The sequence below is a fragment of the Microbacterium sp. NPDC055665 genome, assembly GCF_053618035.1.
The window spans coordinates 277,957-299,780 of record NZ_JBSHGY010000002.1 but is presented as its reverse complement, the minus strand read 5'-3'; the positions used below and the strand labels follow the sequence as shown (position 1 = coordinate 299,780).

At 68.6% G+C, this 21,824-nt stretch carries 16 protein-coding genes; 10 read left to right on the top strand and 6 right to left on the bottom strand.

Going from position 1 to position 21,824, the window contains the following annotated elements; all coding sequences use genetic code 11:
• Positions 1-16 precede the first annotated feature (16 nt).
• The 7 genes from ACWGO6_RS07070 (at position 17) to ACWGO6_RS07040 (ending at position 7,965) form a co-directional block, all read left to right on the top strand.
• On the top strand, positions 17-982 hold the full coding sequence (locus tag ACWGO6_RS07070; protein WP_452326282.1) for a carbohydrate ABC transporter permease: 966 nt from the start codon (positions 17-19) through the stop codon (positions 980-982).
• Positions 979-1,851 (top strand): carbohydrate ABC transporter permease, encoded by an 873-nt coding sequence (locus ACWGO6_RS07065; RefSeq protein WP_136042396.1) that lies wholly within the window; start codon positions 979-981, stop codon positions 1,849-1,851. Before ACWGO6_RS07070 ends, ACWGO6_RS07065 begins: the two co-directional genes overlap by 4 nt.
• 27 nt (positions 1,852-1,878) lie before the next feature.
• Positions 1,879-2,712 carry an SDR family oxidoreductase gene (locus ACWGO6_RS07060; protein WP_452326281.1) on the top strand — a complete coding sequence of 278 codons (834 nt, stop codon included), beginning with the start codon at positions 1,879-1,881 and terminating at the stop codon, positions 2,710-2,712.
• Positions 2,709-3,632 carry a dihydrodipicolinate synthase family protein gene (locus ACWGO6_RS07055; protein WP_452326280.1) on the top strand — a complete coding sequence of 308 codons (924 nt, stop codon included), beginning with the start codon at positions 2,709-2,711 and terminating at the stop codon, positions 3,630-3,632. The genes ACWGO6_RS07060 and ACWGO6_RS07055 overlap by 4 nt, the downstream gene beginning before the upstream one ends.
• 67 nt (positions 3,633-3,699) lie before the next feature.
• The gene (locus ACWGO6_RS07050) at positions 3,700-4,689 is read left to right on the top strand and encodes a LacI family DNA-binding transcriptional regulator (protein ID WP_452326279.1); all 990 of its coding nucleotides are present in this window, start codon (positions 3,700-3,702) and stop codon (positions 4,687-4,689) included.
• Between the two features lie 115 nt (positions 4,690-4,804).
• Entirely contained in the window at positions 4,805-6,334 is a 1,530-nt protein-coding gene (locus tag ACWGO6_RS07045; RefSeq protein WP_452326278.1) for an FGGY-family carbohydrate kinase, read from the top strand.
• Positions 6,331-7,965 carry a fucose isomerase gene (locus ACWGO6_RS07040; protein WP_452326277.1) on the top strand — a complete coding sequence of 545 codons (1,635 nt, stop codon included), beginning with the start codon at positions 6,331-6,333 and terminating at the stop codon, positions 7,963-7,965. Before ACWGO6_RS07045 ends, ACWGO6_RS07040 begins: the two co-directional genes overlap by 4 nt.
• A 12-nt stretch (positions 7,966-7,977) precedes the next feature.
• On the opposite strand, the gene ACWGO6_RS07035 is transcribed toward ACWGO6_RS07040, so the two are convergent.
• On the bottom strand, positions 7,978-8,223 hold the full coding sequence (locus tag ACWGO6_RS07035; RefSeq protein WP_452326276.1) for a hypothetical protein: 246 nt from the start codon (positions 8,221-8,223) through the stop codon (positions 7,978-7,980).
• Positions 8,224-8,449: 226 nt separating this feature from the next.
• Here ACWGO6_RS07035 and ACWGO6_RS07030 point away from each other — a divergent pair, with 226 nt between their 5' ends.
• Entirely contained in the window at positions 8,450-9,655 is a 1,206-nt protein-coding gene (locus ACWGO6_RS07030) for an endo-beta-N-acetylglucosaminidase H (RefSeq protein ID WP_452326275.1), read from the top strand.
• A gap of 17 nt (positions 9,656-9,672) precedes the next feature.
• Here the strand turns inward: ACWGO6_RS07030 and ACWGO6_RS07025 are convergent, their stop codons facing one another.
• From ACWGO6_RS07025 to ACWGO6_RS07010, 4 genes are read right to left on the bottom strand one after another with little or no spacing between them, the layout of a single operon-like run.
• A complete protein-coding gene (locus ACWGO6_RS07025) occupies positions 9,673-12,912 on the bottom strand; it encodes a GH92 family glycosyl hydrolase (RefSeq protein WP_452326274.1) in 3,240 nt (1,079 codons plus the stop codon).
• Positions 12,909-13,844, bottom strand: a complete 936-nt coding sequence (locus tag ACWGO6_RS07020) for a carbohydrate ABC transporter permease (RefSeq protein WP_376101351.1) — start codon at positions 13,842-13,844, stop codon at positions 12,909-12,911. The genes ACWGO6_RS07025 and ACWGO6_RS07020 overlap by 4 nt, the downstream gene beginning before the upstream one ends.
• On the bottom strand, positions 13,841-14,770 hold the full coding sequence (locus ACWGO6_RS07015) for a carbohydrate ABC transporter permease (protein WP_452326273.1): 930 nt from the start codon (positions 14,768-14,770) through the stop codon (positions 13,841-13,843). The genes ACWGO6_RS07020 and ACWGO6_RS07015 overlap by 4 nt, the downstream gene beginning before the upstream one ends.
• Positions 14,771-14,773: 3 nt before the next feature.
• Positions 14,774-16,075, bottom strand: a complete 1,302-nt coding sequence (locus ACWGO6_RS07010; RefSeq protein WP_452326272.1) for an ABC transporter substrate-binding protein — start codon at positions 16,073-16,075, stop codon at positions 14,774-14,776.
• A 215-nt stretch (positions 16,076-16,290) separates the two neighbouring features.
• Here ACWGO6_RS07010 and ACWGO6_RS07005 point away from each other — a divergent pair, with 215 nt between their 5' ends.
• Positions 16,291-17,601: a glycoside hydrolase 5 family protein gene (locus ACWGO6_RS07005; RefSeq protein ID WP_452326271.1), complete on the top strand. Its 1,311-nt coding sequence runs from the start codon at positions 16,291-16,293 to the stop codon at positions 17,599-17,601.
• Between the two features lie 7 nt (positions 17,602-17,608).
• Here the strand turns inward: ACWGO6_RS07005 and ACWGO6_RS07000 are convergent, their stop codons facing one another.
• On the bottom strand, positions 17,609-18,640 hold the full coding sequence (locus ACWGO6_RS07000) for a LacI family DNA-binding transcriptional regulator (protein ID WP_452326270.1): 1,032 nt from the start codon (positions 18,638-18,640) through the stop codon (positions 17,609-17,611).
• 155 nt (positions 18,641-18,795) lie between these two features.
• On the opposite strand from ACWGO6_RS07000, the gene ACWGO6_RS06995 reads away from it, so the two are divergent.
• Positions 18,796-21,804: an alpha-mannosidase gene (locus tag ACWGO6_RS06995; protein ID WP_452326269.1), complete on the top strand. Its 3,009-nt coding sequence runs from the start codon at positions 18,796-18,798 to the stop codon at positions 21,802-21,804.
• Positions 21,805-21,824 lie beyond the last annotated feature (20 nt).

Genomic DNA, 21,824 nt, shown 5'->3' with positions numbered 1-21,824 from the left:
GAAAGGACCCCCGGCCATGGCCACCCCCACGCTCGAGGCGCGTCCCACGACGCCCTCTGCCTCGCCGCCACGGCGACGCCGCGACACCGGCGCGATCGGACGCTTCATCGAGCGCAACGGCGCCTACCTCTTCCTCTTCCCGGCGATCGCCTACCTGGCGATCTTCACGGTCTTCCCCCTGATCCGCGGCGTGCTGCTGTCGTTCACCGCGACCAAGCTCGTCAACCCCTCCGGGGGACGGCCGGTCGGCATGGAGAACTACGAGTACCTGCTCTCGAGCGACAAGTTCTGGTCGTCCGTCATCACGACCCTCCTCTACACGCTCTTCACAGTGGTCTTCTCGGTCGGGATCGGCACGGCCGGAGCGCTGCTGCTCAACACCGCGTTCAAGGGCCGAGGCATCATCCGCGCCATCGCCACGGTCCCGTGGGCCGTGCCGACGGTGGCCGCCGCCCTCATCTTCGTCTGGATCTACAACAACGAGCAGGGCATCCTGAACCGCACCACCGCAGCGCTCGGTCTCGGTGAGCACGGCTGGCTCGTCGATCCGAAGTACGGGCTGTTCGCGGTGACGCTCGCGACGGTCTGGAAGCTCACGCCGCTCGTGATGCTGGTCATGCTCAGCGCCCTGCAGAGCGTGCCGCACGAGCTCCGCGAAGCGACCTGGGTCGACGGCGCCACGCGCTTCCAGTCCTTCCGTGCGGTCACCCTGCCGCACATCATGCCGACCGTCCGCGTCATCACGCTGCTCATGACGATCTGGTCGATCCGGCGCTTCGAGATCATCTTCCTGATCACCGGTGGCGGGCCGCTCGACGTCACCAACACGCTCGTCGTGAACGTCTACCGCACGGCGTTCCAGGATCAGAACCTCGGACGGGCCGCAGCGATCGGCGCCCTCGGTCTGGTGCTGTCGCTGCTGGTGACGGTCGTCTACTTCATCGTCGAGCAGATCCAAGAACGTCAGGAGAGCCAGCGATGACCACCGTGCGCATCCCCACCGATCTCCCGCGTCGCCGCGGGATCGGCGCCAAGTTCGGCAGCCTCGGCAAGGCCGTCCTCATCACGCTGCTGGTCGTCTTCGCCGGATTCCCGGTGTACTGGATGCTGGCCACCTCACTCGGCACCGAGGCGTCGCTCTACGGCGGTAGCCAGCCGCTGCTCCCCGAGGTGCAGAACATCGGCCAGTGGGGCGGCTTCCTCTCCGACATCCCGATCCTGCGCTGGCTCGGCAACTCGTTCGTGATCGCCGCCGGCACCACGATCCTCAGCCTCGTGCTGGCGACCATGGCCGCCTATGCGCTCAGCCGGTACAAGTTCCACGGCCGCGGCGTCGCCGGCTTCATCTTCTTCAGCACCCAGATGCTGCCCGAGGCGCTGATCATCGTCCCGCTGTACGCGATCTTCGCCGGCGCCGGGCTGCTCAACAGCCACTGGGGGCTCGTGCTCGCCGACACCGCGTTCGTGATGCCGGTGAGCATGTTCATCATCAAGAGCGGCATCGACAAGATCCCGTACGAGATCGAGGAGTCTGCCCGCATCGACGGGTGCTCTCGCCTGCGCATCCTGACCACGATCGTCCTGCCGCTGATCATGCCGAGCATCGCGGCCGCGGCCGTCATCGCGTTCTTCGACGGCTGGAACGAGTTCATGTTCGCGAACACGTTCATCTCGTCGTCGGACCTGTGGCCGGCGTCCGTCGGGCTGTCGTCGTTCCTCGGGCAGTTCTACACGCCGATGAACGTCGTCATGCTGTGCGCGCTGCTGTTCGCGCTGCCCGCGATCATCTTCTTCCTGTGGGCGCAGCGCGGCATCGTGTCCGGGCTCACCGCGGGATCCGTCAAGGGCTGACCGCCCTGCAATCTGGAGTATCGATACATGTCTGAAGGACTCGACCCGCTCTTCTCGGTGCGGGACAAGGTGGTCGTCGTGACCGGCGGCTTCGGCCAGATCGGAGCGGAATTCGTCCGCTCGCTGCACCAGCGGGGCGCGCGCGTCGCGGTGACCTCCCGTAGCGAGGTGGCCGATCCCGCCGCGCGCCTCGGCATCGACGACCCGGACGGGCGGCTGCTCGCCGTGGCGATGGACATCACCGACCAGGCCAGCGTCGACGCCGGGCTCGACCGGGTCGCCGAGACCTGGGGTGTGCCGACCGTCGTCGTCAACAACGCCGGTCTCGACACGCAGCCCAGCGCGCCGCCCGAGGTCTCCGGACCGTTCGAGGAGTTCCCCGTCGAGGTGTTCCGTGAGGTCGTCGACACCAACCTCGTCGGCACGTTCCTCGTGACGCAGGCAGCGGGCCGGCGGATGCGCGACGCCGGCGTCGGCGGCTCGATCGTGAACGTGGGGTCGATCTACGGCATGGTGTCTCCCGTGCAGGACATCTACGCCTACAAGGCCGAGGACACCGGCATCCCCTTCATCAAGCCGGTCGCCTACTCGGCCGCGAAGTCGGGGCTCTACAACCTCACCCGCTACTGCGCCACGTATTGGGGGCGTGCGGGCATCCGCGTCAACACGCTCACGCCCTCGGGCGTCCGCCGGGACACGCAGGACGCGAAGTTCCAGGCGAACTACATCGCCCGGATGCCGATCGGCCGCATGGCCGAGGCCGACGAGTACAACGGCGCCCTGGTCTTCCTCGCGTCCGACGCCTCGACGTACATGACCGGCTCCAACCTGGTGGTCGACGGCGGATGGACCGCGTGGTGAGCGACCTGCTCGGCACGCGTCTGTTCACGGCGGCGGTCACCCCGATGCGCCGAGACGAGAGCGTCGACCTCGGCGCGCTCGCGACCATGCTCGACGCCGACATCCGCCGCGGCGTCGAAGGCCTCTACATCTGCGGGTCCTCCGGCGAGGGCGTGCTGCTCTCCGAGGCCGAGCGCATCGCGGTGGCGGAGACCGCGGTGACGGCTGCCGCGGAGCGCGTGCCCGTGGTCGCGCACGTCGGAGCGATGTCGACGGGAGAGGCGGTCCGCATCGCCGCCGCGGCGAAGCATGCCGGGGTCGGCGCGATCTCGATGATCCCGCCGCTGTACTACGGCTATTCCACCGCGGATGTCGTGCGGCACCTCCGCACCGTGATCGATGCGGTCGAGCTTCCCTTCATCCTCTACAACATCCCGCAGTTCACGGGACGGGACATCTCGGAGGGCGGCTTCGACGAGCTGCTCGCGCTGCCGCAGGTGATCGGCGTCAAGCACACCTCGCGCAACCTCTACGGCGCCGAGCGGATCCTCCGCCGCTACCCGCACCTGACCCTGATCAACGGCTTCGACGAGTTCTACCTGCCGGCGCTGTCGATCGGCGCCCGCGGAGCGATCGGCACCACCGTGAGTCTGCAGATCGAGCTCTTCCGTTCGCTGCGGCGGCGATTCGACGCGGGAGACCTCGCGGGAGCGCGCGCCGTGCAGGTGCGCATCAACGACACCGTCGAGGGCATGGTCGAGGTGGGCGTGTTCGGTGCGGCCAAGTACCTCGGCGGCAAGCTGTCGGTGCCGCTCGGCGACTGCCGATCCCCGCTCCCGGCGCTCGACGACGACGGGCGCGCGCGCCTGGACGCGGTCTTCGCCCGGCTGCAGGAGAACATCGCGGTCACCGCCGAGGAGGATGCCCGCGCGGGCTCGTGACGTGTGATCGCGGGCGTCGTCCGGGGAGGCCGGTAGGGTGAAGCATCCGGGCAGCAGAGGGCGGGAAATGACCACGATCTACGACGTCGCGCGGCGTGCGGGCGTCTCGCCGGCCACCGTCTCGCGGGTGTTCAACGGCACCCGGGTCTCGCCCGAGAAGATCGAGGCCGTGCGGGCTGCGGCGGAGGAGCTGAACTTCACGCCGAACCGCGCCGCGCGCACCCTGCGCACGCAGAGCTCCGAGGTCATCGCGCTCGTCATCCCCGACATCGAGAACCCGTACTTCACCGAGATGGCTCGCGGGGTCGAGGATGTAGCTTCCGAAGCCGGATACTCGGTGGTGCTCTGCAACTCCGACTCGCAGACCGTCAAAGAGGCGACATACCTGCAGATCGCGATCGCCGAGCACATGTCGGGCGTCATCATCGCGGCCGCGTCGAAGGAGACGGATCTCGACAGCATCCTCTCCACGGGTCGGCCGGTGGTGGCCGTCGACCGCGCCACGCGTCACGAGCTCGATGTGGTCGTGATGGCGAACCGCGAGGCGGGCGTCGCGGCGACCGAGTCCCTGATCGCCGCTGGATACCGACGCATCGCCTACATCGGCGGTCCGGAAGACATCGACACCGCGGCCGAGCGCGCTGCCGGATGGCGGGAGGCCCTTGCAGCGGCGGGCCGTTCGGCCGACATCGACGAGCTGCAGCGGTTCGCGACCTTCCGTGTCGACGGCGCGCGTGCGGCGATGGAAGAGCTGCTCGCCCTTCCCGAGCCGCCCGACGCCGTGGTCGCCGGGAACAACCTCATCGGCGTCGGAGCGATCCAGGTGCTCACCGAGCACGGACTCACCCCGCCGGCCGTCGGGGTCGCCGTCGTCGGATCCCTGCCCTTCACGACGCTCTCGCCGACCGCCGTCACGATGGTGCGGCTGCCCGCCCGGCACATGGGCGTCACCGCGGCGCGCATGCTCCTCGAGCGCATCGCCGGCGACACCCATGCCCCGCGCACGGTCGTGCTGCGGGGCGAGACCCGCCACGCGACAGCCCCACGCTCGGCCTGACGTCGAACTGATCCCGGCCTGGCGTCGGCCGACTGCATACGCAACCATCATTCTTGCTTGCGTTGTGAAATCGATTTCAGTTACGATCTCCTCAGGCGTGATCAAGGAGGACACCATGCGATGCACCCTCGGGGTGGATGTCGGCACATCGAGCACCAAAGGCGTGCTCGTGGCGGCTGACGGAACCATCATCGCCACCACCACCCGGACGCACGACGTCTCCCGGCCGCGCACCGGCTGGGTGGAGATGGATGCCGCGATCTGGTGGGACGAGTTCGTCGACATCGCCCGCGAACTGCTCGCGGCGCACCCCGACGCGGAAGTCGTCGCCGTGGGTGTCAGCGGGATGGGTCCCTGCATCCTCCTCGCCGACGAGAACGACCAGCCGGTCCGGCCCGCGATCCTCTACGGCGTCGACACCCGCGCTTCCGCCCAGATCGAGCGGATGACCGCCGAGCTCGGCGTCGAGGAGATCACGCGCATCGGAGGCTCGGTGCTCACCTCGCAGGCCGGCGGTCCGAAGATCGCCTGGATCGCCGAGGAGGAGCCGGAGGCATTGGCGCGCGCCCGCCGGCTGTTCATGCCCGCATCCTGGCTCGTCCGTCGACTCACCGGCGCGTACGTGTTCGACCACCAGTCCGCGAGCCAGGTCTCCCCGCTCTACGACATCGAGAGCGAGAGGTGGCATGCCCCGTTCTGGGGTCGCTACGCCACCACGATCGTGCAGCCGCGCCTGGCCTGGGCGGGCGACATCGCCGGCGCCGTCACCGTGCAGGCATCCGAAACGACCGGGATCCCGGCTGGAACGCCCGTCATCACGGGCACGATCGACGCCTGGACCGAGGCCGTCAGCGTCGGCGCGCACGAGACGGCCGACCTCATGCTCATGTACGGGACGACCATGTTCATGGTGTTCACCAACGCGGTGACGCCGGGGGAGCCCGCGCTGCGCACACCGTCGATGTGGACCACGGCCGGGGCGTTCCCCGGAACCCGCAACCTCGCCGGCGGCCTCTCGACGTCCGGCGCGCTGACCGCCTGGCTGAAGGAGCTGACCGGCACCGACTATCCCGAACTCCTCGCCGAGGCGGAGGCATCGGGGGTCGGCGCCCGGGGTGTGCTGATGCTCCCGTACTTCGCCGGCGAACGCACTCCCATCCAGGACCCGGACGCGCGGGGCGTGATCGCCGGACTGACTCTGGAGCACGCCAGGGGAGACCTGTACCGGGCAGCGCTCGAGGCCACAGCGCTCGGTGTGCGGCACAACGTCGAGACCATGCGGGCCGCCGGCGCCGATATCCGCCGGATCGTCGCCGTCGGCGGTGGCACGCAGGGCCGGCTGTGGCTGCAGATCGTCTCCGATGTCACCGGTCTCGTGCAGGAGGTGCCGCAGACCACGATCGGTGCGAGCTACGGCGCCGCCTTCCTGGCCGCCGTCGCCGTGGCGGCCGACGGCGAACGGCCGCTCATCACCGACTGGAACCCCATCACGGAGCGCATCACCCCGAACCCCGACCTGCGCCTCGCCTACGACACCCTCTTCGACCGGTACGTGCGCCTGTACGACGCGACGAAGGGCGTCGTCCATGAACTCGCCGCCGAGCAGCGCGGCACCACACCCATCCCCAACCCGGAGGCATCATGACCACCTACACCCTGCCCGCACGGGCATCCCGTCCGGCAGTCGCTCCGCAGACGGCGTACCTCATCACCTCGGGCGACCTGCGGGAATCCGCGAACATCGCCGGATGGCCCACCCAGGTCGAGCTCGAGGCCGGCGTCACGGGCGTGCTCGCGGACCTCGGCTGGGAGGTCATCCGGCCCTTCGGCGTCGACCCGGAGACCGGTCACGGATTCATCTCCAGCCAGCGCATGGGCCTCGAGGTCTTCAAGGACATCCCGGTCGATGCCCCGCTGGTCGTGGCGATCGCCAACTGGCAGTACTCCCACCACGTGCTCGCCGGCCTCCGCACCCACCAGGGCCCGATCCTCACGGTCGCGAACTTCGCCGGCGACTGGCCCGGCCTCGTCGGACTCCTCGGCCTCAATGCCGGCCTGACGAAGATGGGCAAGCCCTACGCCACGACCTGGTCCGTCGACTACACCGACGACTGGTTCAAGGCGGGCATTGAGGAGTGGACGCAGACGGGTGCCATCACCCATGACGCCTCGCACGTGCGCGCGCTTCCCGCCCTGCCCGACAGCCCCGAGAAGCAGCTGGGCGAGGCGCTCGCCGCGGAGCTCCTCGCCGAGAAGGCCATCATCGGCGTCTTCGACGAGGGCTGCATGGGCATGTACAACGCGATCTTCGACGACGAGCTGCTCAACCAGACGGGCATCTACAAGGAGCGGCTGTCGCAGTCGGCGCTGTACGCCGAGATGCTCGAGGTCACCGAGGCCGAGGCGGACGCCGCCTACGACTGGCTGATCGACGCGGGCATGACTTTCCGGTACGGCGAGGACGCCACCACCGAGCTCACCCGTGAGCAGGTGCAGTGGCAGCTGAAGATGTACATCGCCGCGCTCCGCATCGCCGACGACTTCGGACTCGATGCGGTCGGCATCCAGTACCAGCAGGGTCTGAAGGACCTGGTGCCGGCATCCGACCTGGCCGAGGGCATCCTGAACTCGACCCAACGCCCCCCGGTGACCTCGCGCGACGGCTCGCGGGTGCTGCACGAGGGGCGCGCGTTCCCGCACTTCAACGAGGCCGATGAGGGCGTCGCGGTCGATGCGCTCGTGACCGACCGCGTCTGGCGTGCGATGGGCCTCGTGCCCGACAACACCCTGCACGATGTGCGCTGGGGCGAGGAGTACGACGGACAGTTCGTCTGGGTCTACGAGATCTCGGGCTCGGTTCCGGCATCTCACCTGGGCGGATGGCAGAACGCCGAGGGCTGGCGGCAGGGGCACGTGTTCTTCCCCGCGGGCGGAGCCACGATCAACGGTGTCTCGAAGCCCGGCGAGATCGTGCTGTCGCGTGTGTTCATCGCCGACGGCATTCTGCAGGCCGACATCTTCCGCGCCTCGGTCGTCGAGCTGCCGGCCGAGGAGACCCAGCGCCGTAAGGACGCAACGAACCCGGAGTGGCCGATCGCGCACGTCGTGCTGCACGGCGTCTCCCGCGACCAGTTCATGGCTCGCCACAAGGCGAACCATGCGCAGCTCGTCTACGCTCCGGATGCCGAGACAGCCGACAAGGCCCTGATCGCGAAGGCCGCGATGTTCGCCGGGATGGGCATCAAGGTCAACCTCGTGGGAGACGTCGCGGTCTGAACCGGCGGTGGATTATTGTGACCGCCAGAACCGCACGGCGAGGTTCGTGAGTTCTTTGTCGAGGTCGTCGACCTTCGACTCGATGCGCCCCAGGCGTGCGTCGACGCCGTCGATGCGCGCCGAGAGGGTGGCGTCGACTCGGCCGACCTCGGCGCGGATCACTCGGCTGAGCTGCGTCGTCATGAGCGTCATGCCACCGAGCATGACGGCGGCGAACACCCCGATCAGCGTCCATACCTGTGGGTCGTTCAAGTGCATGCCTCCAGTCTGAATCCGGGTGCCCACGTTGTCACGGTATTCCGGTGTCGCGACGCCGGGAGGCCGCCAATTGTGGGCACAGCCCTGGGCCCACGTCTCGGTGCAGAACGAAAGTTCGCCTCTCGATAGCGGTTCTTCACCTCCGTTCACTTAAGCGATATAGTCGGCCGCAGGTCGCGCCGATGCGGCCTGATCTCGATATCGATGATGAAGGAGACGATCTGCCATGAGTCAGCCGCACGTCAGGATTCACCGGTTCCGAAAGGGGCTCGCCGCCGTCGCGGGTCTTGCGCTCGCGGCTTCGGGCGCTGTCGCCGTGTCGCCGGCCGCCGCGACAGAGAAGCCCGGGGAAGATCCGCAGCTCGCCGTCTATGTCGAAGTCAACTCGAACGATTTAGCGAACGTCGCCGACTACACGCTCGCCGAGTCAGGTCGACCGGCCGTCGACCTGGCGATGATCTTCGCCGCCAACATCAACTACGACGGTGAGAAGGCGTACCTGCACTTCAACGAGCGCGTCACCGAGACCCTCGACGACGCGGAGAACCAGATCCGCCCGGTGCAGGCGCGCGGCACGAAGGTCCTGCTCTCGGTGCTCGGCAATCATCAGGGGGCGGGGTTCGCGAACTTCACGTCCTATGAGCAGGCGGATGCGTTCGCCGCGCAGCTCGCCGATGCGGTGACGACCTACGGGCTCGACGGCATCGACTTCGACGACGAGTGGACGAACTACGGGGCGAACGGGACCCCGCAGCCCAACGCTCAGTCGTTCGGATGGCTGGCCACGGCACTCCGCGACCGTCTCGGTCCCGACAAGATCATCAGCCTGTACGCGATCGGCGAGACGTACACCGTGACGGACTTCAGCCTGTTCGACGCCGCGGCGGTGCTCGACTACGCCTGGAACCCGTACTACCCGACCTACAACGCACCCACCGTTCTCGGGCTCGATGACAGGTCCCGCCTCGGAGCAGCGGCGATCGACCTCTCGAACGTGAGCGCGGCGACGGCGACGGACTTCGCCGAGCGCACGGTCTCCGACGGCTACGGCGTCTACGTGGCGTACAACCTCACGGCGACGGATCAGTCCGACCTCCTCTCCGGCATCACGCAGCATCTCAAGGGCGAGGCGACGGAGTACCGGGCCGCGCCGAAGGACACCACGGCCCCCACCGTGACCGTCAAGAAGGGCACACCATTCACGACCGGAACGGACGGCGGCTACTCGAAGGTCAGCTTCAAGCTCCACGATGCGGGAAAGATCGACCGCGTGTCCGTCAACGGCGTGCAGAAGAATCTCACCGACGACAAGTGGAGCGACCTCAACTTCGTGAAGCCGGGCGTCTTCGGCGCCGTCGCCGGGGCGAACACGCTCGAGGTGTTCGACGTCGCCGGCAACCGCACCGAGGTGCCGTTCGTCCTGACGCCGTGATCAGTCCACCTGAGTGATCAGTCCAGGTCGAAGAACTCGAGCTGACGGATCGTGACCTCGGCCACCGCCCGCACGCGGAGTGCCGAGGTCACGATCGGCGAGGTCAGCGTGAAGGGCGTCGTGCGGTCTGCCGGCAGTTCCGCGCTGTGCGTCATCGTGACCGGCATCCACCGGCCATCCGTCCCCTCGGCCTCCCACCGCAGGGACGATGACGATGTCGCAGCCACCATAAGCGTCACGCTGACGTCGGTGACGCCTCGAGGCTCCCCGAACCGCCATCCCACCCATTCCCCGGGGCGCAGCATGACGCCGGCATCACCCGATGGCGAACCGTCGTCGAAGATCCGCTCGGGAGCGACCGTCTCGGGCGAGGCGATGAGGTGACCGGGGCCGGACGTCAGATCCGCCCGCCAGACCGCGACGTCTCCGGCGGAAGGGGCCTGTTCGAGCGCGGTGGCCGGGTCGATCCCGAACTCCAGCTCCAGCACGGCGTCGCCGACGAGCGCGTCGATCGGCAGCTCGGCCGTCGGCAGCGAGACCCCGTCGAGGCGAGCCCGCTGCAGGATGCGCGCCGACGGCTCACTCCGCACGGACCGGATGCGCAGCGAGGAGCCGTCGCCGCGATCCACACGGACGTCGTCGAAGAGAGGCGACCCGATCCGCAGCCGGCCAGAGGCGAGTTCCAGCGGATAGAGCCCGAGCGCGGCCCACAGCCACCAGGCGCTCATCTCGCCGTTGTCCTCGTCGCCCGGGAACCCCTGGCCGATGTGCGCGCCGGCGAACAGGCGTCCGGCGAGGTCGTGCACGGTACCGGCGGTCTTCCACGGCCGGTCGCTGAACGCGTACATGAAGGGGATGTGGTGCGCCGGCTGGTTCGAGATCGCGCACATCCCGGCACGGAGCGCCCGCGCCTCCCGCTGCTCATGGATGACGGTGCCGTACGCACCGCCGAAGCGCTCGTCGGCCGTCTCCGGCTCTGCGAACAGGGCGTCGAGGTGGCGTCCGAGACCGGCGGGACCTCCGTAGAGGTCGGCGAGGCCTGCGCCGCCGTGCACGGCGCCGACCGACATGCCCCAGGCGTTGGTCTCGACGTTGTCGCCGCCCCAGGACCGCGGATCGAATGCGGTGGCGGCAAAGCCGCCCTCACAGTCCCTGCCGCGGAAGAACCCGATGTCGTGGTCGAACAGCGCGCGGTACGACCGGGCGCGATTCTCGAAGTATCGGGCGAAGGATCGATAGCGCGCGGCAGCGGATTCGGTCTCGGATGCAGAATCGGATGCGACCTCTCGGGCGAGCTGCGCCGCGAGCCTCCCGAGCGCGGCATCGCTCACCGCGTTCTCGATGCTCCAGCTCATGCCCTCGGGCACGTTCGAGGAGATGTATCCGGTGAATCGGCCCCTCGCGATGCCCTTGCGGCCGCGGCGCGCGTCCGGCCCCGGCTCGCACGCGTTCCGCCAGCCGCTCTCGAACGCCGTGACGCGGTCGAACCCCACGCCCCAACGGGCGGCATCGGCGAAGATCTGGTCGCTCGAGGTGCCGACCATGCTGTCGACATAGCCCGGTGCGCTCCATCTCGCCATCCAACCGCCGCGACGGTACTGCTCGAGCTGACCGTCGAGGAGCCGCCCGGCGAGTGCGGGGTCGAGCAGGGCGAGTGCCGGCCACTCGGTGCGATAGGTGTCCCAGAAGCCGTTGTTGACGACGAGCTCGCCGTCGACGGCCGGCGGAACTCCGCTCCCGTCGTGCGACTCGCGCGCGGCGAACACGTCGGCGAACCGCCAGACGGGCGCCTCCGCTGTCCCGGCGTTCTCGGCCGCGCTGTTGGGGTACAGGTGCATCCGGTGGAGCGCGGCGGCGATCCGTGCCCGATTCTCCTCGTCGGCGAGCGATCGGTACGGGGCGTCGGCTTCGGGCAACGGGGGGATCGTCACCCGCGACAGCAGGCGATTCCAGGATGCGGCGGCCGCGTCTCGCAGCTCTTCATAGGCGGTCGTCGGAGGAGCCTCGGTCTTCAGGGCATGCCGGGCCTGCTCCACCGACAGGAAGGAGATGCCGATGCGCACTTCGAGCGACCCGCGTCCGCCGATGTATCCCGCGACCCTGCCCCGCCCACCGTCGTGGAGTGGTCCACGGTCAGTGTTCTCCTCGCCGTGCGGAGCCTGCTGCACCGATCCGGCGAAGAAGCAGCGGGGTGCGTTGCCCCAATCCTCCGGGCCCGCAGGGATCCAACCCTCGAAGCCCCCGTCATCGGTCCAGTCGAGGCATCCGTCGTCGGTCAGCTGATCGATGACGAACCCGACCGGGGCGTCGACATCCGCACTGCGCACGCGGAACGCGGCCGTGTGCGACGTCGCCGTCATCTCGATGCGCAGGTCGTCGCCGAGCTCCGCCGCGTACTCGTGCGGCCGGCCGCGTTCGGTGCCGGGCACGATCCAACGCCGGCGAGCCGCGTGCGACGAGGCGGGGCGGCCGAGGAACGGCATCAGCTGCAGCACCGAGCGATCGCCGATCCACGGGCTCGGTTGATGGGAGAACTGCAGTGCTTCCAACCGGCGACCTTGAGGATCGTCGTGCACGAAGGGCCGATACGGCCAGCGGGCGTCCTCCGCGTCGGTCGCCGGGGTGACGAACGTGAACCCATGCGGCATCGCCACCGCCGGGATGGTGTTGCCGCGTGAGAACCGCGGGCCCGAATGCGACCCGCGCCGGGTGTCGACCCGTTCGACGGGGGCGAGGTCGGCGGAGGGAGCCCGCTCCTCGACCACGACCTGCACGAACCCGGCGCACCGCGCGGGGAGGTCAGGGGCACCGGGGAGGGATGCGGTGCCGAGCACGATCTCGACGGTGCCGCTGCGGCGTGCGAACGGGGCGAGGGAGACGGTGTCGGCGTTCCACTGCTCGGGCAGGCTCCACCGGGCATCGAACTGGGCGTGCGCCGTGACGGGGAAGTCGTAGCGATCGCGCACGGCCGAAGCCTCGCTCAGTCGTGTTCCCTCGGGGAAGCGCACATCCACCGTCACGGCGAGCGCCGCGTGCGGGGCGAGCGTCGCTGCGGGGCCGTCGGCATAGAACGCCCAGTGCAGCACGGTGTCCGAGGAGATCTCGAGGTCGGCGAGCCCCGGCACATCGATCCGCTGCTCGCCGGCGGCCGGATCGAACGCGAAGGCGTACACCGCGCCGGGCAGCACGCCCGCACGAGGACGGGACGAGGGAGGATCTGCCGGCCCGTCCGCCAGCGTCAGATGCGCGGCGCTCACCCCTTGATCGCGCCCTCCTGCACGCCCTTGAAGAAGAACCGCTGCGTGAACGAGAACATGATGACGATCGGCACGAGCGCGATCATGGTGCCGGCGGCGATCAGGCGCGGGTCGACCGAGAAGCTGCTGTTCAGGTACGCCATGCCCACCGTCAGGGTGTACTTCGACGGATCCGAGAGCACGATGAGCGGCCACAGGTAGTCGTCCCAGGCGCCGATGAACGCGAAGATCGCGACCACCGAGACCATTCCGCGGATGTTGGGCCACACGATGTGCCGGATGCGCTGCCAGGTCGTCGCGCCGTCGACGGTCGCGGCATCCAGCACGTCCTTGGGGATCATGCGGCACGCGGTGGCGATCAGCAGCACGTTCATCGCACTGATCGCGCCGGGGAGGAAGACGCCCCAGAGGGTGTCGGCCAGCCCCAGAGCGCGGATCGTGAGGAAGTTGCTGGTCACCGTCACCTCACCGGGGAAGAGCAGCGTCGACAGCAGGATCGCCATCACGATCCACTTGCCGCGGAACCTCATGCAGCCCAGGGCGTAGCCCGCGAACGTCGCCAGGACCACGTTGCTGACGACCGTGCCGACCGAGACGAGCAGCGAGTGCCAGGCATAGAGGTACACCGGCACGATGTCGGCGACCCTGCTGTAGTTCTGCAGCGTCGGCTCGCGCGGGATGAGCTCGGGTGGGAACGAGTAGATGTTCTCCTGCGGCCCCTTGAACGAGGTCGACAGCTGCCAGATGAACGGCCCGATGACGAGCACGAGCACGAAGAGGAGGAGGGCGTATCGACCGATCAGCCCGCCGAGGGTCGGCTTGCTGAAGTCGCCGGAGCCGCGGCGGCGGAACATGCGCTCCCGGGGTGGTGCCGACAGCTCTTCGGAGGGGCGGGCGTCGTCGGTCGAGCGGGGCGGCGTGAGTGTGCTCATGCGGAGACCTTCGCCTTCTTCTCGCGATTCATGACGGCGATCGCGACGAGGGGGATGAGGGTGAGCAGGAACAGCGCCACGCTGATGGCGGAGGCGTATCCGATGTTCCCGTTGAGGCCGGAGCCGACCTGGCGGATGAGCATCACGAGCGACATGTCGTATCCGCCCGGGCCGCCCGTGCTCTTGGAGAGCACATCGAGCTCGGCGAACACCCTCATGGCGGACACCGCGATGAGCACCGAGATGAGGAGCATCGCACCGCGCACCGAGGGGATCGTCACCGACAGGAAGCGACGGAAGGAGCCGGCGCCGTCGAGCATCGCCGCCTCGTGCAGCTCCTTGCCGACGTTCCCGAGCGCCGCGAGATACACGACCATGTAGTAGCCCAGGCCCTTCCAGACCGTGAGCAGGATGGCGCAGCCGAGCAGCAGCCACCGGTCGACGAGGAACGCCATCGGCTTGTCGACCAGCCCGAGGAACTCGAGCGTCTGGTTGATGATGCCGCGGCTGTCGAACAGCCAGGTCCAGATGAGGGCGACCACGACCACCGAGGCGATCACGGGGAAGTAGAACGTGGTGCGGAAGAACGAGATGCCGGGGAGCTTCTTCTGCACGAGGAGGGCGAGCAGCAGCGGCAGGATCGTGAGCAGCGGCACGCACACCACCACGTAGATGAGACACGTGGTGAGGGCGTTCCAGAACATCTCATCGCCGAACATGCGCTCGTAGTTCGCGCCGCCGACGAACTCAGGCGTCCGCAGGGGCTTGGCGTCGGTGAAGCTGAGGAAGACCGTGTTCAGGAACGGCCAGAGCGCGAACACCAGCACCCAGGCGACGGCGGGCCCGAGGAGCAGCCAGGGTGTGAACCACCGGTGGGATCTCATCGTGGCCTTCCTGCCGGCCGGGGTGCCGGTGCTCGCGCGCATGGCTTACTTGTCCACGCGGTTGGCGTTGGCGTACTCGACGATCTTGTCGAGCTGAGCCTTCGCGTCCGCCTCGCCGTTGACCGCGAGGGCGATCTGCTGGGTCATGTAGGTGGCCATGTCGGACGTCCACTGGAACGGCAGCGCCTTGGCGTCCTTCATCGCGCCGAACACCGTGTCGATCGCCGCCAGCTGCTTCTGGTCGGTGACCGTGGCGGCGATGTTGTCGACGACCTCGTCGCCACCCTCGGCCGTGCCGGGGGCGGTGCCGACGGCGAGGGACGAGAACGCCACCTGGTTCTCCTGGTTCGTCGCGAACTCCGCGAAGGCGAGCGCGGCTTCCTTATTGTCGGAGTCGGCCGAGACGTTGAGACCCTGCACGTACAGCGGTGCGACACCGAGTCGCGGGGTCGCCACCGTGTTCTCGAGCAGCGCCGGTGCGTCCTTCTGCAGGTCGGTCGTGAAGCCGGTGCCGCCGGTGGTGAAGGCGACCTTCTCCTGGATGTACGCCTCCGCGTTCCCGCCGTAGTCGCCGGTCAGGGCTTCCGCGGGCATCGCACCCGCGGCGTACGCATCGGCGTACTTGTCGATGATCGCCGCGGCCTCGTCGGTGTTGAAGTCGAACTCGCCCTCATCGTTGATGACCTCCATGCCGGCGGCCGTGAAGGTGTCGAGGGCCGGGATCGAGGAGAGGAGCTGCACCTTGCCGTTGGACTCGGTGGCCACGTCCTTCGCAAGCGTGAGGAGCTCGTCGACCGTGGTCGGCAGGTTCTCCTCGGTGACGCCGAAGGGGGCGAGCTGTGCGAGGTTCCACCAGGAGGCGTCGCTGGAGAGGTACCAGGGCAGGCCGAAGGTGCCTTCCATCCCCGGGTACTGGCTGTAGGCGTCCCAGGCGCCCGTGTTGTAGGCGGACTTCAGATCGGGGTCGGCGGTCTCGAGGTCGACCAGCTTGCCCGCCGCGACCAGCGGGTACGCGATGTCGGGCGGCAGGTTGAGCACATCGGGGAGGGTGTCGGCGTTCGCCTGGCTCAGGATCTTCTCCTGGTAGCCGTCTCCCGGCTGGTCGAGCCACTCGACCGTGACGTCGGGGTGCTCCTTCTCGAACGCGTCGATGAGGTCTTCGAAGTACGGGGTGAACTTCTCGTTCTTGAGCGACCAGGTCTGGAACTGGATGGTGCCGCTCAGGTCGCCCGAGGTGTCGATGGGGCCCGCGTCACCGGCGGTGGCGCCACCCCCGGTGCAACTCGTCAGCGCCAGAACGCCGATGCTGAATCCTGCCAGGGCGGCAATGCGTGTCCGAATCTTCATCGTGCTTCTTCCTCGAGGCGGGCGATTCTGCCTTCCGTCCATGAAAATGGCACTGGAACGCTTTAGCAGATGAAACCATCCGATTCCGCGCCTGTCAAGGCCCGCACGCGCGGGCCTTGGGGCCATTGGCAGAAGATGGGTGCGCCTTGTTGCTCAAGCGTTATAGTGGTGCGAACTCCGCCCTCCTCGAAGGGCACGTCCGAAAGGTCTGACACATGACGCAGCGCGGCGCCCTCGATGCTCCTCTGAGGTTCGGGGCGAACTACACGCCGTCCAAGGACTGGATGCACTCCTGGCTCGACTTCACTCCCGACGACGTGCGCCGTGACTTCGCCGCACTGGCCGAGCTCGGGCTCGATCACGTCAGGGTCTTCCCGCTGTGGACCGTGCTGCAGCCGAACCGCACACTCATCCGGCAGAAGGCGATCGACGACGTGCGCGCCGTGGTCGACATCGCCGGCGAGTTCGGCATGGATGCCGGGATCGACGTGGTCCAGGGCCACCTCTCGAGCTTCGACTTCGTCCCGTCGTGGCTGTACACGTGGCACGACAAGAACATGTTCACCGATCCCCGCGCTCTCGAGGGTCAGGTCGCACTCGTCGATCGGCTCGGGCGGGCGCTGGGGGATGCGCCGAACTTCCTCGGTCTGACGCTCGGCAACGAGACGAACCAGTTCTCCGCGCACACGCATCCGTCGCCGTGGCCGGTCACGCAGGACGAGGCCGGTGGCTGGATCTCGACTCTGCTGGCGGCGGCGGAGGCTGCGGCGCCGGGGCTCCCGCACGTCCACAGCGAATACGACGCCGTCTGGTACATGGACGGCCACGGTTTCACCCCGGCGCATGCGTCGCGGCTGGGGGCCATGACCACGATCCACTCCTGGATCTTCAACGGCACCGCCCAGCGCTACGGCGGCCGCTCCGTCGCGTCCGATCGTCATGCCGAGTACCTGATCGAGCTCTCTCGAGCCTTCGCGACCGACCCCGACCGGGTGGTGTGGCTGCAGGAGGTGGGCGCTCCGTCGAACTGCCTCACCGACGACGAGATGCCGGGCTTCCTGGAGGCGACCGTGCGCTCGGCGGCGCGCACCGAGAACCTCTGGGGCATCACCTGGTGGTGCTCGCACGACGTGAGCCGCGACCTCGGCGACTTCCCCGAGCTGGAGTACTCGCTCGGTCTGATCGGGCAGGACGGTGCGGCGAAGCCCATCGGGCGCCGCCTCGCCGAGCTCATCCCGGAGCTTCGGCAGCGGGTCGCGCCGCCCGTGCGGGACACGGCGATCGTGGTGGACGTCGACGACCGCGAGGTGCCGGTGAGTCGAGCGGCGCTGAGCCCGGGCGGTGCGGTGTTCCAGGCCTGGGTGGATGCCTGCGCCGCGGGCCTCGATCCGGCGCTGGTCACATCGCGCGACGCGCTCGACCCCGCAGCGCTCGACGCGCGAGGCATCCGTCGTCTCATCCGTCCCGACCTGTCGGCCGACGTCGTCGACCCCTACGGCTCGGTCAACACCGTCGTCCAGGGCTGACGGCTGCTCAGGCCGTGCGCGCAGGTGGAGCCGTGCTCTCGCGCGCGGTGAGCACGGGCGTCGGGCCCTCGACGCTCGGCAGGTTCACTCCCGCTTCGATCTGCTGCAGCAGGAGGGTGGCGGCGCGTTCGCCGAGCTCGAAGGTGTCGCGGGTCATCGCCGTGATCGACGGGTTGATGAGACCGGCGATGACCGAGTCGTCGAACGAGGCGAGGGAGACGTCGCGCGGAACGGCGCGGCCCATCTCCTGTGCGACGCGGAGACCTGCGACCGCCATCACGTCGTTGTCGTAGACGATCGCGGTCGGATGCTGCCGGCCCGACAGCAGCGCCCGCGTCACGGCGGAGGCGCGCGCGGGCGAGAAGTCCGTGGTGATGATCTCGCCCTCGAGGCCATCGGCGGCCATGCGCTCGAGCACCTCGGCGCGAAGTCGCGTGTGCTCGAGCTCGGCGGGGCCGGCGACATAGGCGATGCGGGCGTGCCCGAGGGCGGCGAGGTAGGAGAAGAGGGTCTCGGCGACGGTGTCGTCGCCGATCCAGACGCTCGGCACCGAGCCTTCGGGGGCGGGTTCGGAGCCGATCATCACGGCCCGTGCGTCGAGAGCTTCGATACGCCCGACGCGGGGGTCGCCGTCGCGGGGGTCGATGAAGATGAAGCCGTCGACCTGGTTGGAGGAGCGCCACTGCCGGTGCACCTCCATCTCCTCCGCGATGTCGGCGACCAGCCGCAGCTGCAGGCTCACCTTGCTCTCCGACAGTCGTGACTCGATACCGGCGATGAGGTCGGTGAAGAAGGCCTCGGAGCCGAGCGACCGGGCGGGTCGGGCGAGCGCGAATCCGACCGTGTTGGCGCGCGCCCCGACCAGGGCACGAGCCGCTGAACTCGGCTGCCAGCCGTTCTCCTCGACGATCGTGAGGATGCGCTGTCTGGTCTCGTCGCTCACACCGGGGCGGCCGTTCAAAGCGAACGAGACGGCGCCGGGGGAGACTCCCGCCATGCGCGCGATGTCGGCGATGGTGACGCGTTTCGCCGGAGTCATAGTCCCTCACAATACTTGATCGATTTAGTCTCGCGGAAGAAGTGACGATGCGTTTAGACTTGCTTACTAGATCGTTTTAGTAAATCCGATAGCATCAACACGGCGTCGCCCGTCGCGCCGCGGACCAGCACTCACCGTCGAGCCCGGAGATTCCCATGCATGACGACACCTCGCTCACCGTCGGCCGCGTCAAGCGGGTCCTCGAGGAGCGCATCCGCCCGGCGATCCACTCGGCCACCGTGCCGCTGGACGTCGAGATCCACGAACTGCCCGGCGAGCCGATCGCGCCCGCCGAGGGACTCGCACTCGCCTTCGAGCCCGGTGTCGTCGGCGCACCCTGGGGTCCCGCCTGGGGCACCACCTGGTTCAGGCTCACCGGACGCGTGCCTGCCGAGTGGGCGGGGCGCCGGGTCGAAGCGCTCATCGACCTCGGCTTCGACGTGAACATGACCGGCTTCCAGTGCGAGGCCCTGGCCTACCGTCCGAACGCCGCAGGATCCGACCCGATCCCGGTGAAGAGCATCAACCCGCGCAACCAGTGGGTTCCGATCACCGAGACGGCCGAGGGTGACGAGCCCGTCGAGCTGTATCTCGAGGCGGCATCCAACCCGGTGCTGCTGGATTACCACCCCTTCCTCCCGACACAGGAGGGCGACATCCTCACCTCCTCGAAGGAGCCGCTGTACCGCGCGCGGCGGATGGACCTGGCCGTGTTCGAGCAGGAGGTCTTCGACCTGTCGCTCGACCTTGAGGTGCTGTTCGAGCTGCAGGCCGAACTGCCGGCGACCTCGCCGCGGCGCATGCGCATCCTGCAGGCGATGGACGACGCACTCGACGTTCTCGACCTGCAGCACATCGTGGAGACCGCGGGCGACGCGCGTGCCCGCCTCGCCGACGTGCTGGCCGCGCCCGCCGAGGCCAGCGCGCACCGCATCTCGGCCGTCGGCCACGCGCACATCGACTCCGCCTGGCTGTGGCCAGTACGCGAGACGATCCGCAAGGTCGCGCGCACCACCTCGTCGATGACGACGCTCATCGAGGAGCAGCCCGAGTTCCAGTACGGCATGTCCAGCGCGCAGCAGTACGCCTGGATCAAGGAACACCGCCCCGAGGTGTGGGAGCGGGTCAAGGCCGCCGTCGCCGCCGGGCGCTTCCTGCCGCTCGGTGGCATGTGGGTCGAGTCCGACACCGTGATGCCGACGGGCGAGTCGCTCGTGCGGCAGTTCTCGCACGGCCAGCGGTTCTTCGAGCGCGAGTTCGGCATCCGGTCGAAGGGCGTGTGGCTGCCGGACAGTTTCGGCTACTCGCCGGCTCTGCCGCAGCTGATGCGCCGTGCCGGGTTCGAGTGGTTCTTCACGCAGAAGATCTCGTGGAACCAGCAGAACGTCTTCCCGCACCACTCCTTCCTCTGGGAGGGCATCGACGGCTCGCAGGTGTTCACGCACTTCCCGTCGATGGACACCTACAACTCGCAGCTGAGCGGCATGGAGGTCGCGAAGGCCTCGCGTCAGTTCAAGGAGAACCGGCTCAGCTCGCGGTCGATCGCCCCGGTCGGCTGGGGCGACGGCGGTGGCGGCACGACCCGTGAGATGACCGGCAAGGCCGAGCGTCTGCGCGACCTCGAGGGCAGCGCGCAGGTCGTGTGGGAGCATCCGGACGTCTTCTTCGATGCCGCAAAGGCCGAGCTGCCGCATCCGGCCGTCTGGGTCGGCGAGCTGTACCTCGAGCTGCACCGCGGCACACTCACCAGCCAACACGCCACGAAGGCGCTGCACCGCTGGGCGGAGCACGCGCTGATCGAGGCCGAGCTGTGGGCGGCGACGGATGCCGTGCGCACCGGCGCCGCGTATCCGCAGGCCGAGTTCGACCGCCTGTGGCAGGCCGTGCTGCTGCACGAGTTCCACGACATCCTGCCGGGCACCTCGATCGCGTGGGTGCACCGTGAGGCCGTCGCGGTGCTGTCGGACGTGCTCTCGGACGCCCAAGGCATCGCGGATGCCGCCCGCCGTTCGCTCGCGGGCGAGGGCGACCGGGAGCTGCAGTTCGAGCCGACGTCGGTCGGTCGCGGACGCGCCCTCGGGGCGGCGTTCGTGGCTGAGCCCACGGCGGCGCCGGTGTCGCTCACGGAGGAAGACGGTGGCTGGCGGCTCGAGAACGAGCTCGTCTCCGTGCTCGTCTCGGCCGAGGGGCTGATCGTCTCGGCCGTCGACAAGGCTTCAGGGCGTGAAGCGGTGGCGGCGGGCAAGGCGGCGAACCTGTTCCAGCTGCACCAGGACTTCCCGAACATGTGGGATGCGTGGGACATCGACCGGTACTACCGCAACAGCGTCGACGACCTCACCGCCGTCACGTCGATCGAGGCCTCGGTGGTCGGTCGGTCCGCGAAGATCGTGGTCGTCCGTCCGTTCTCGGAGTCGACCATCGAGCAGAGCATCATCCTGCAGCCGGACTCGCGGACCGTGCTGCTGCGCAACGAGATCGACTGGAACGAGACCGAGAAGCTCCTCAAGCTCGCCTTCCCGCTCGACATCCAGGCCGCCCACACCGACGCCGAGACCCAGTTCGGCTACCAGTCACGGGTCACGCACACGAACACCAGCTGGGAGGCGGCGAAGTTCGAGACCTCGATGCACCGGTTCGTGCTGGTGCGCGAGCAGGACTTCGGCGTCGCCCTCGTGAACGACTCGATCTACGGCTACGACACGTCGCGCGAGGTGTCGGACGACGCCGTGACGACGACCGTGCGACTGTCGCTGCTGCGGGCGCCGCGGTTCCCCGATCCCGACACCGACCACGGTCACCACGAGATCGAGGTCGGCTTCGTGATCGGAGCGGATGCGGCGATCGCGACGGCCGAGGGCATTCGGATCAACGCGCTCCCGAGCGTCGTGCGCGGTGCGCGCGAGGTCGAGCCGCTGGTGTCGGTGCGGGGCGCGGGCATCGTGGTGTCGGCGGTCAAGCTCGCCGACGACGGGTCCGGCGACGTGATCGTGCGCGTGTACGAGGCACTCGGACGACGCGCGACCGGTGAGCTCTCGGTCGGGTTCGAGCACCGCGAGGTGCGTGAGGTGAGCCTGATCGAAGACGACATCGACGACGCGCGGGTCGGTGGAGGACTGCAGCTGCGCCCGTTCGAGGTGCGGACGCTGCGCATCCTGCGCTGAGCAAAGGCGTGTGATCAGGC

Excerpts from the sequence above, each read along its gene's own strand:
- ACWGO6_RS07035 (WP_452326276.1), bottom strand. The coding sequence starts at position 8,223 with ATGCACTTGAACGACCCACAGGTATGGACGCTGATCGGGGTGTTCGCC.
- ACWGO6_RS07030 (WP_452326275.1), top strand. The coding sequence starts at position 8,450 with ATGAGTCAGCCGCACGTCAGGATTCACCGGTTCCGAAAGGGGCTCGCC.
- ACWGO6_RS07045 (WP_452326278.1), top strand. The coding sequence starts at position 4,805 with ATGCGATGCACCCTCGGGGTGGATGTCGGCACATCGAGCACCAAAGGC.
- ACWGO6_RS07060 (WP_452326281.1), top strand. The coding sequence starts at position 1,879 with ATGTCTGAAGGACTCGACCCGCTCTTCTCGGTGCGGGACAAGGTGGTC.
- ACWGO6_RS07070 (WP_452326282.1), top strand. The coding sequence starts at position 17 with ATGGCCACCCCCACGCTCGAGGCGCGTCCCACGACGCCCTCTGCCTCG.
- ACWGO6_RS07005 (WP_452326271.1), top strand. The coding sequence starts at position 16,291 with ATGACGCAGCGCGGCGCCCTCGATGCTCCTCTGAGGTTCGGGGCGAAC.
- ACWGO6_RS07065 (WP_136042396.1), top strand. The coding sequence starts at position 979 with ATGACCACCGTGCGCATCCCCACCGATCTCCCGCGTCGCCGCGGGATC.
- ACWGO6_RS06995 (WP_452326269.1), top strand. The coding sequence starts at position 18,796 with ATGCATGACGACACCTCGCTCACCGTCGGCCGCGTCAAGCGGGTCCTC.
- ACWGO6_RS07000 (WP_452326270.1), bottom strand. The coding sequence starts at position 18,640 with ATGACTCCGGCGAAACGCGTCACCATCGCCGACATCGCGCGCATGGCG.
- ACWGO6_RS07040 (WP_452326277.1), top strand. The coding sequence starts at position 6,331 with ATGACCACCTACACCCTGCCCGCACGGGCATCCCGTCCGGCAGTCGCT.
- ACWGO6_RS07020 (WP_376101351.1), bottom strand. The coding sequence starts at position 13,844 with ATGAGCACACTCACGCCGCCCCGCTCGACCGACGACGCCCGCCCCTCC.
- ACWGO6_RS07010 (WP_452326272.1), bottom strand. The coding sequence starts at position 16,075 with ATGAAGATTCGGACACGCATTGCCGCCCTGGCAGGATTCAGCATCGGC.
- ACWGO6_RS07015 (WP_452326273.1), bottom strand. The coding sequence starts at position 14,770 with ATGCGCGCGAGCACCGGCACCCCGGCCGGCAGGAAGGCCACGATGAGA.
- ACWGO6_RS07050 (WP_452326279.1), top strand. The coding sequence starts at position 3,700 with ATGACCACGATCTACGACGTCGCGCGGCGTGCGGGCGTCTCGCCGGCC.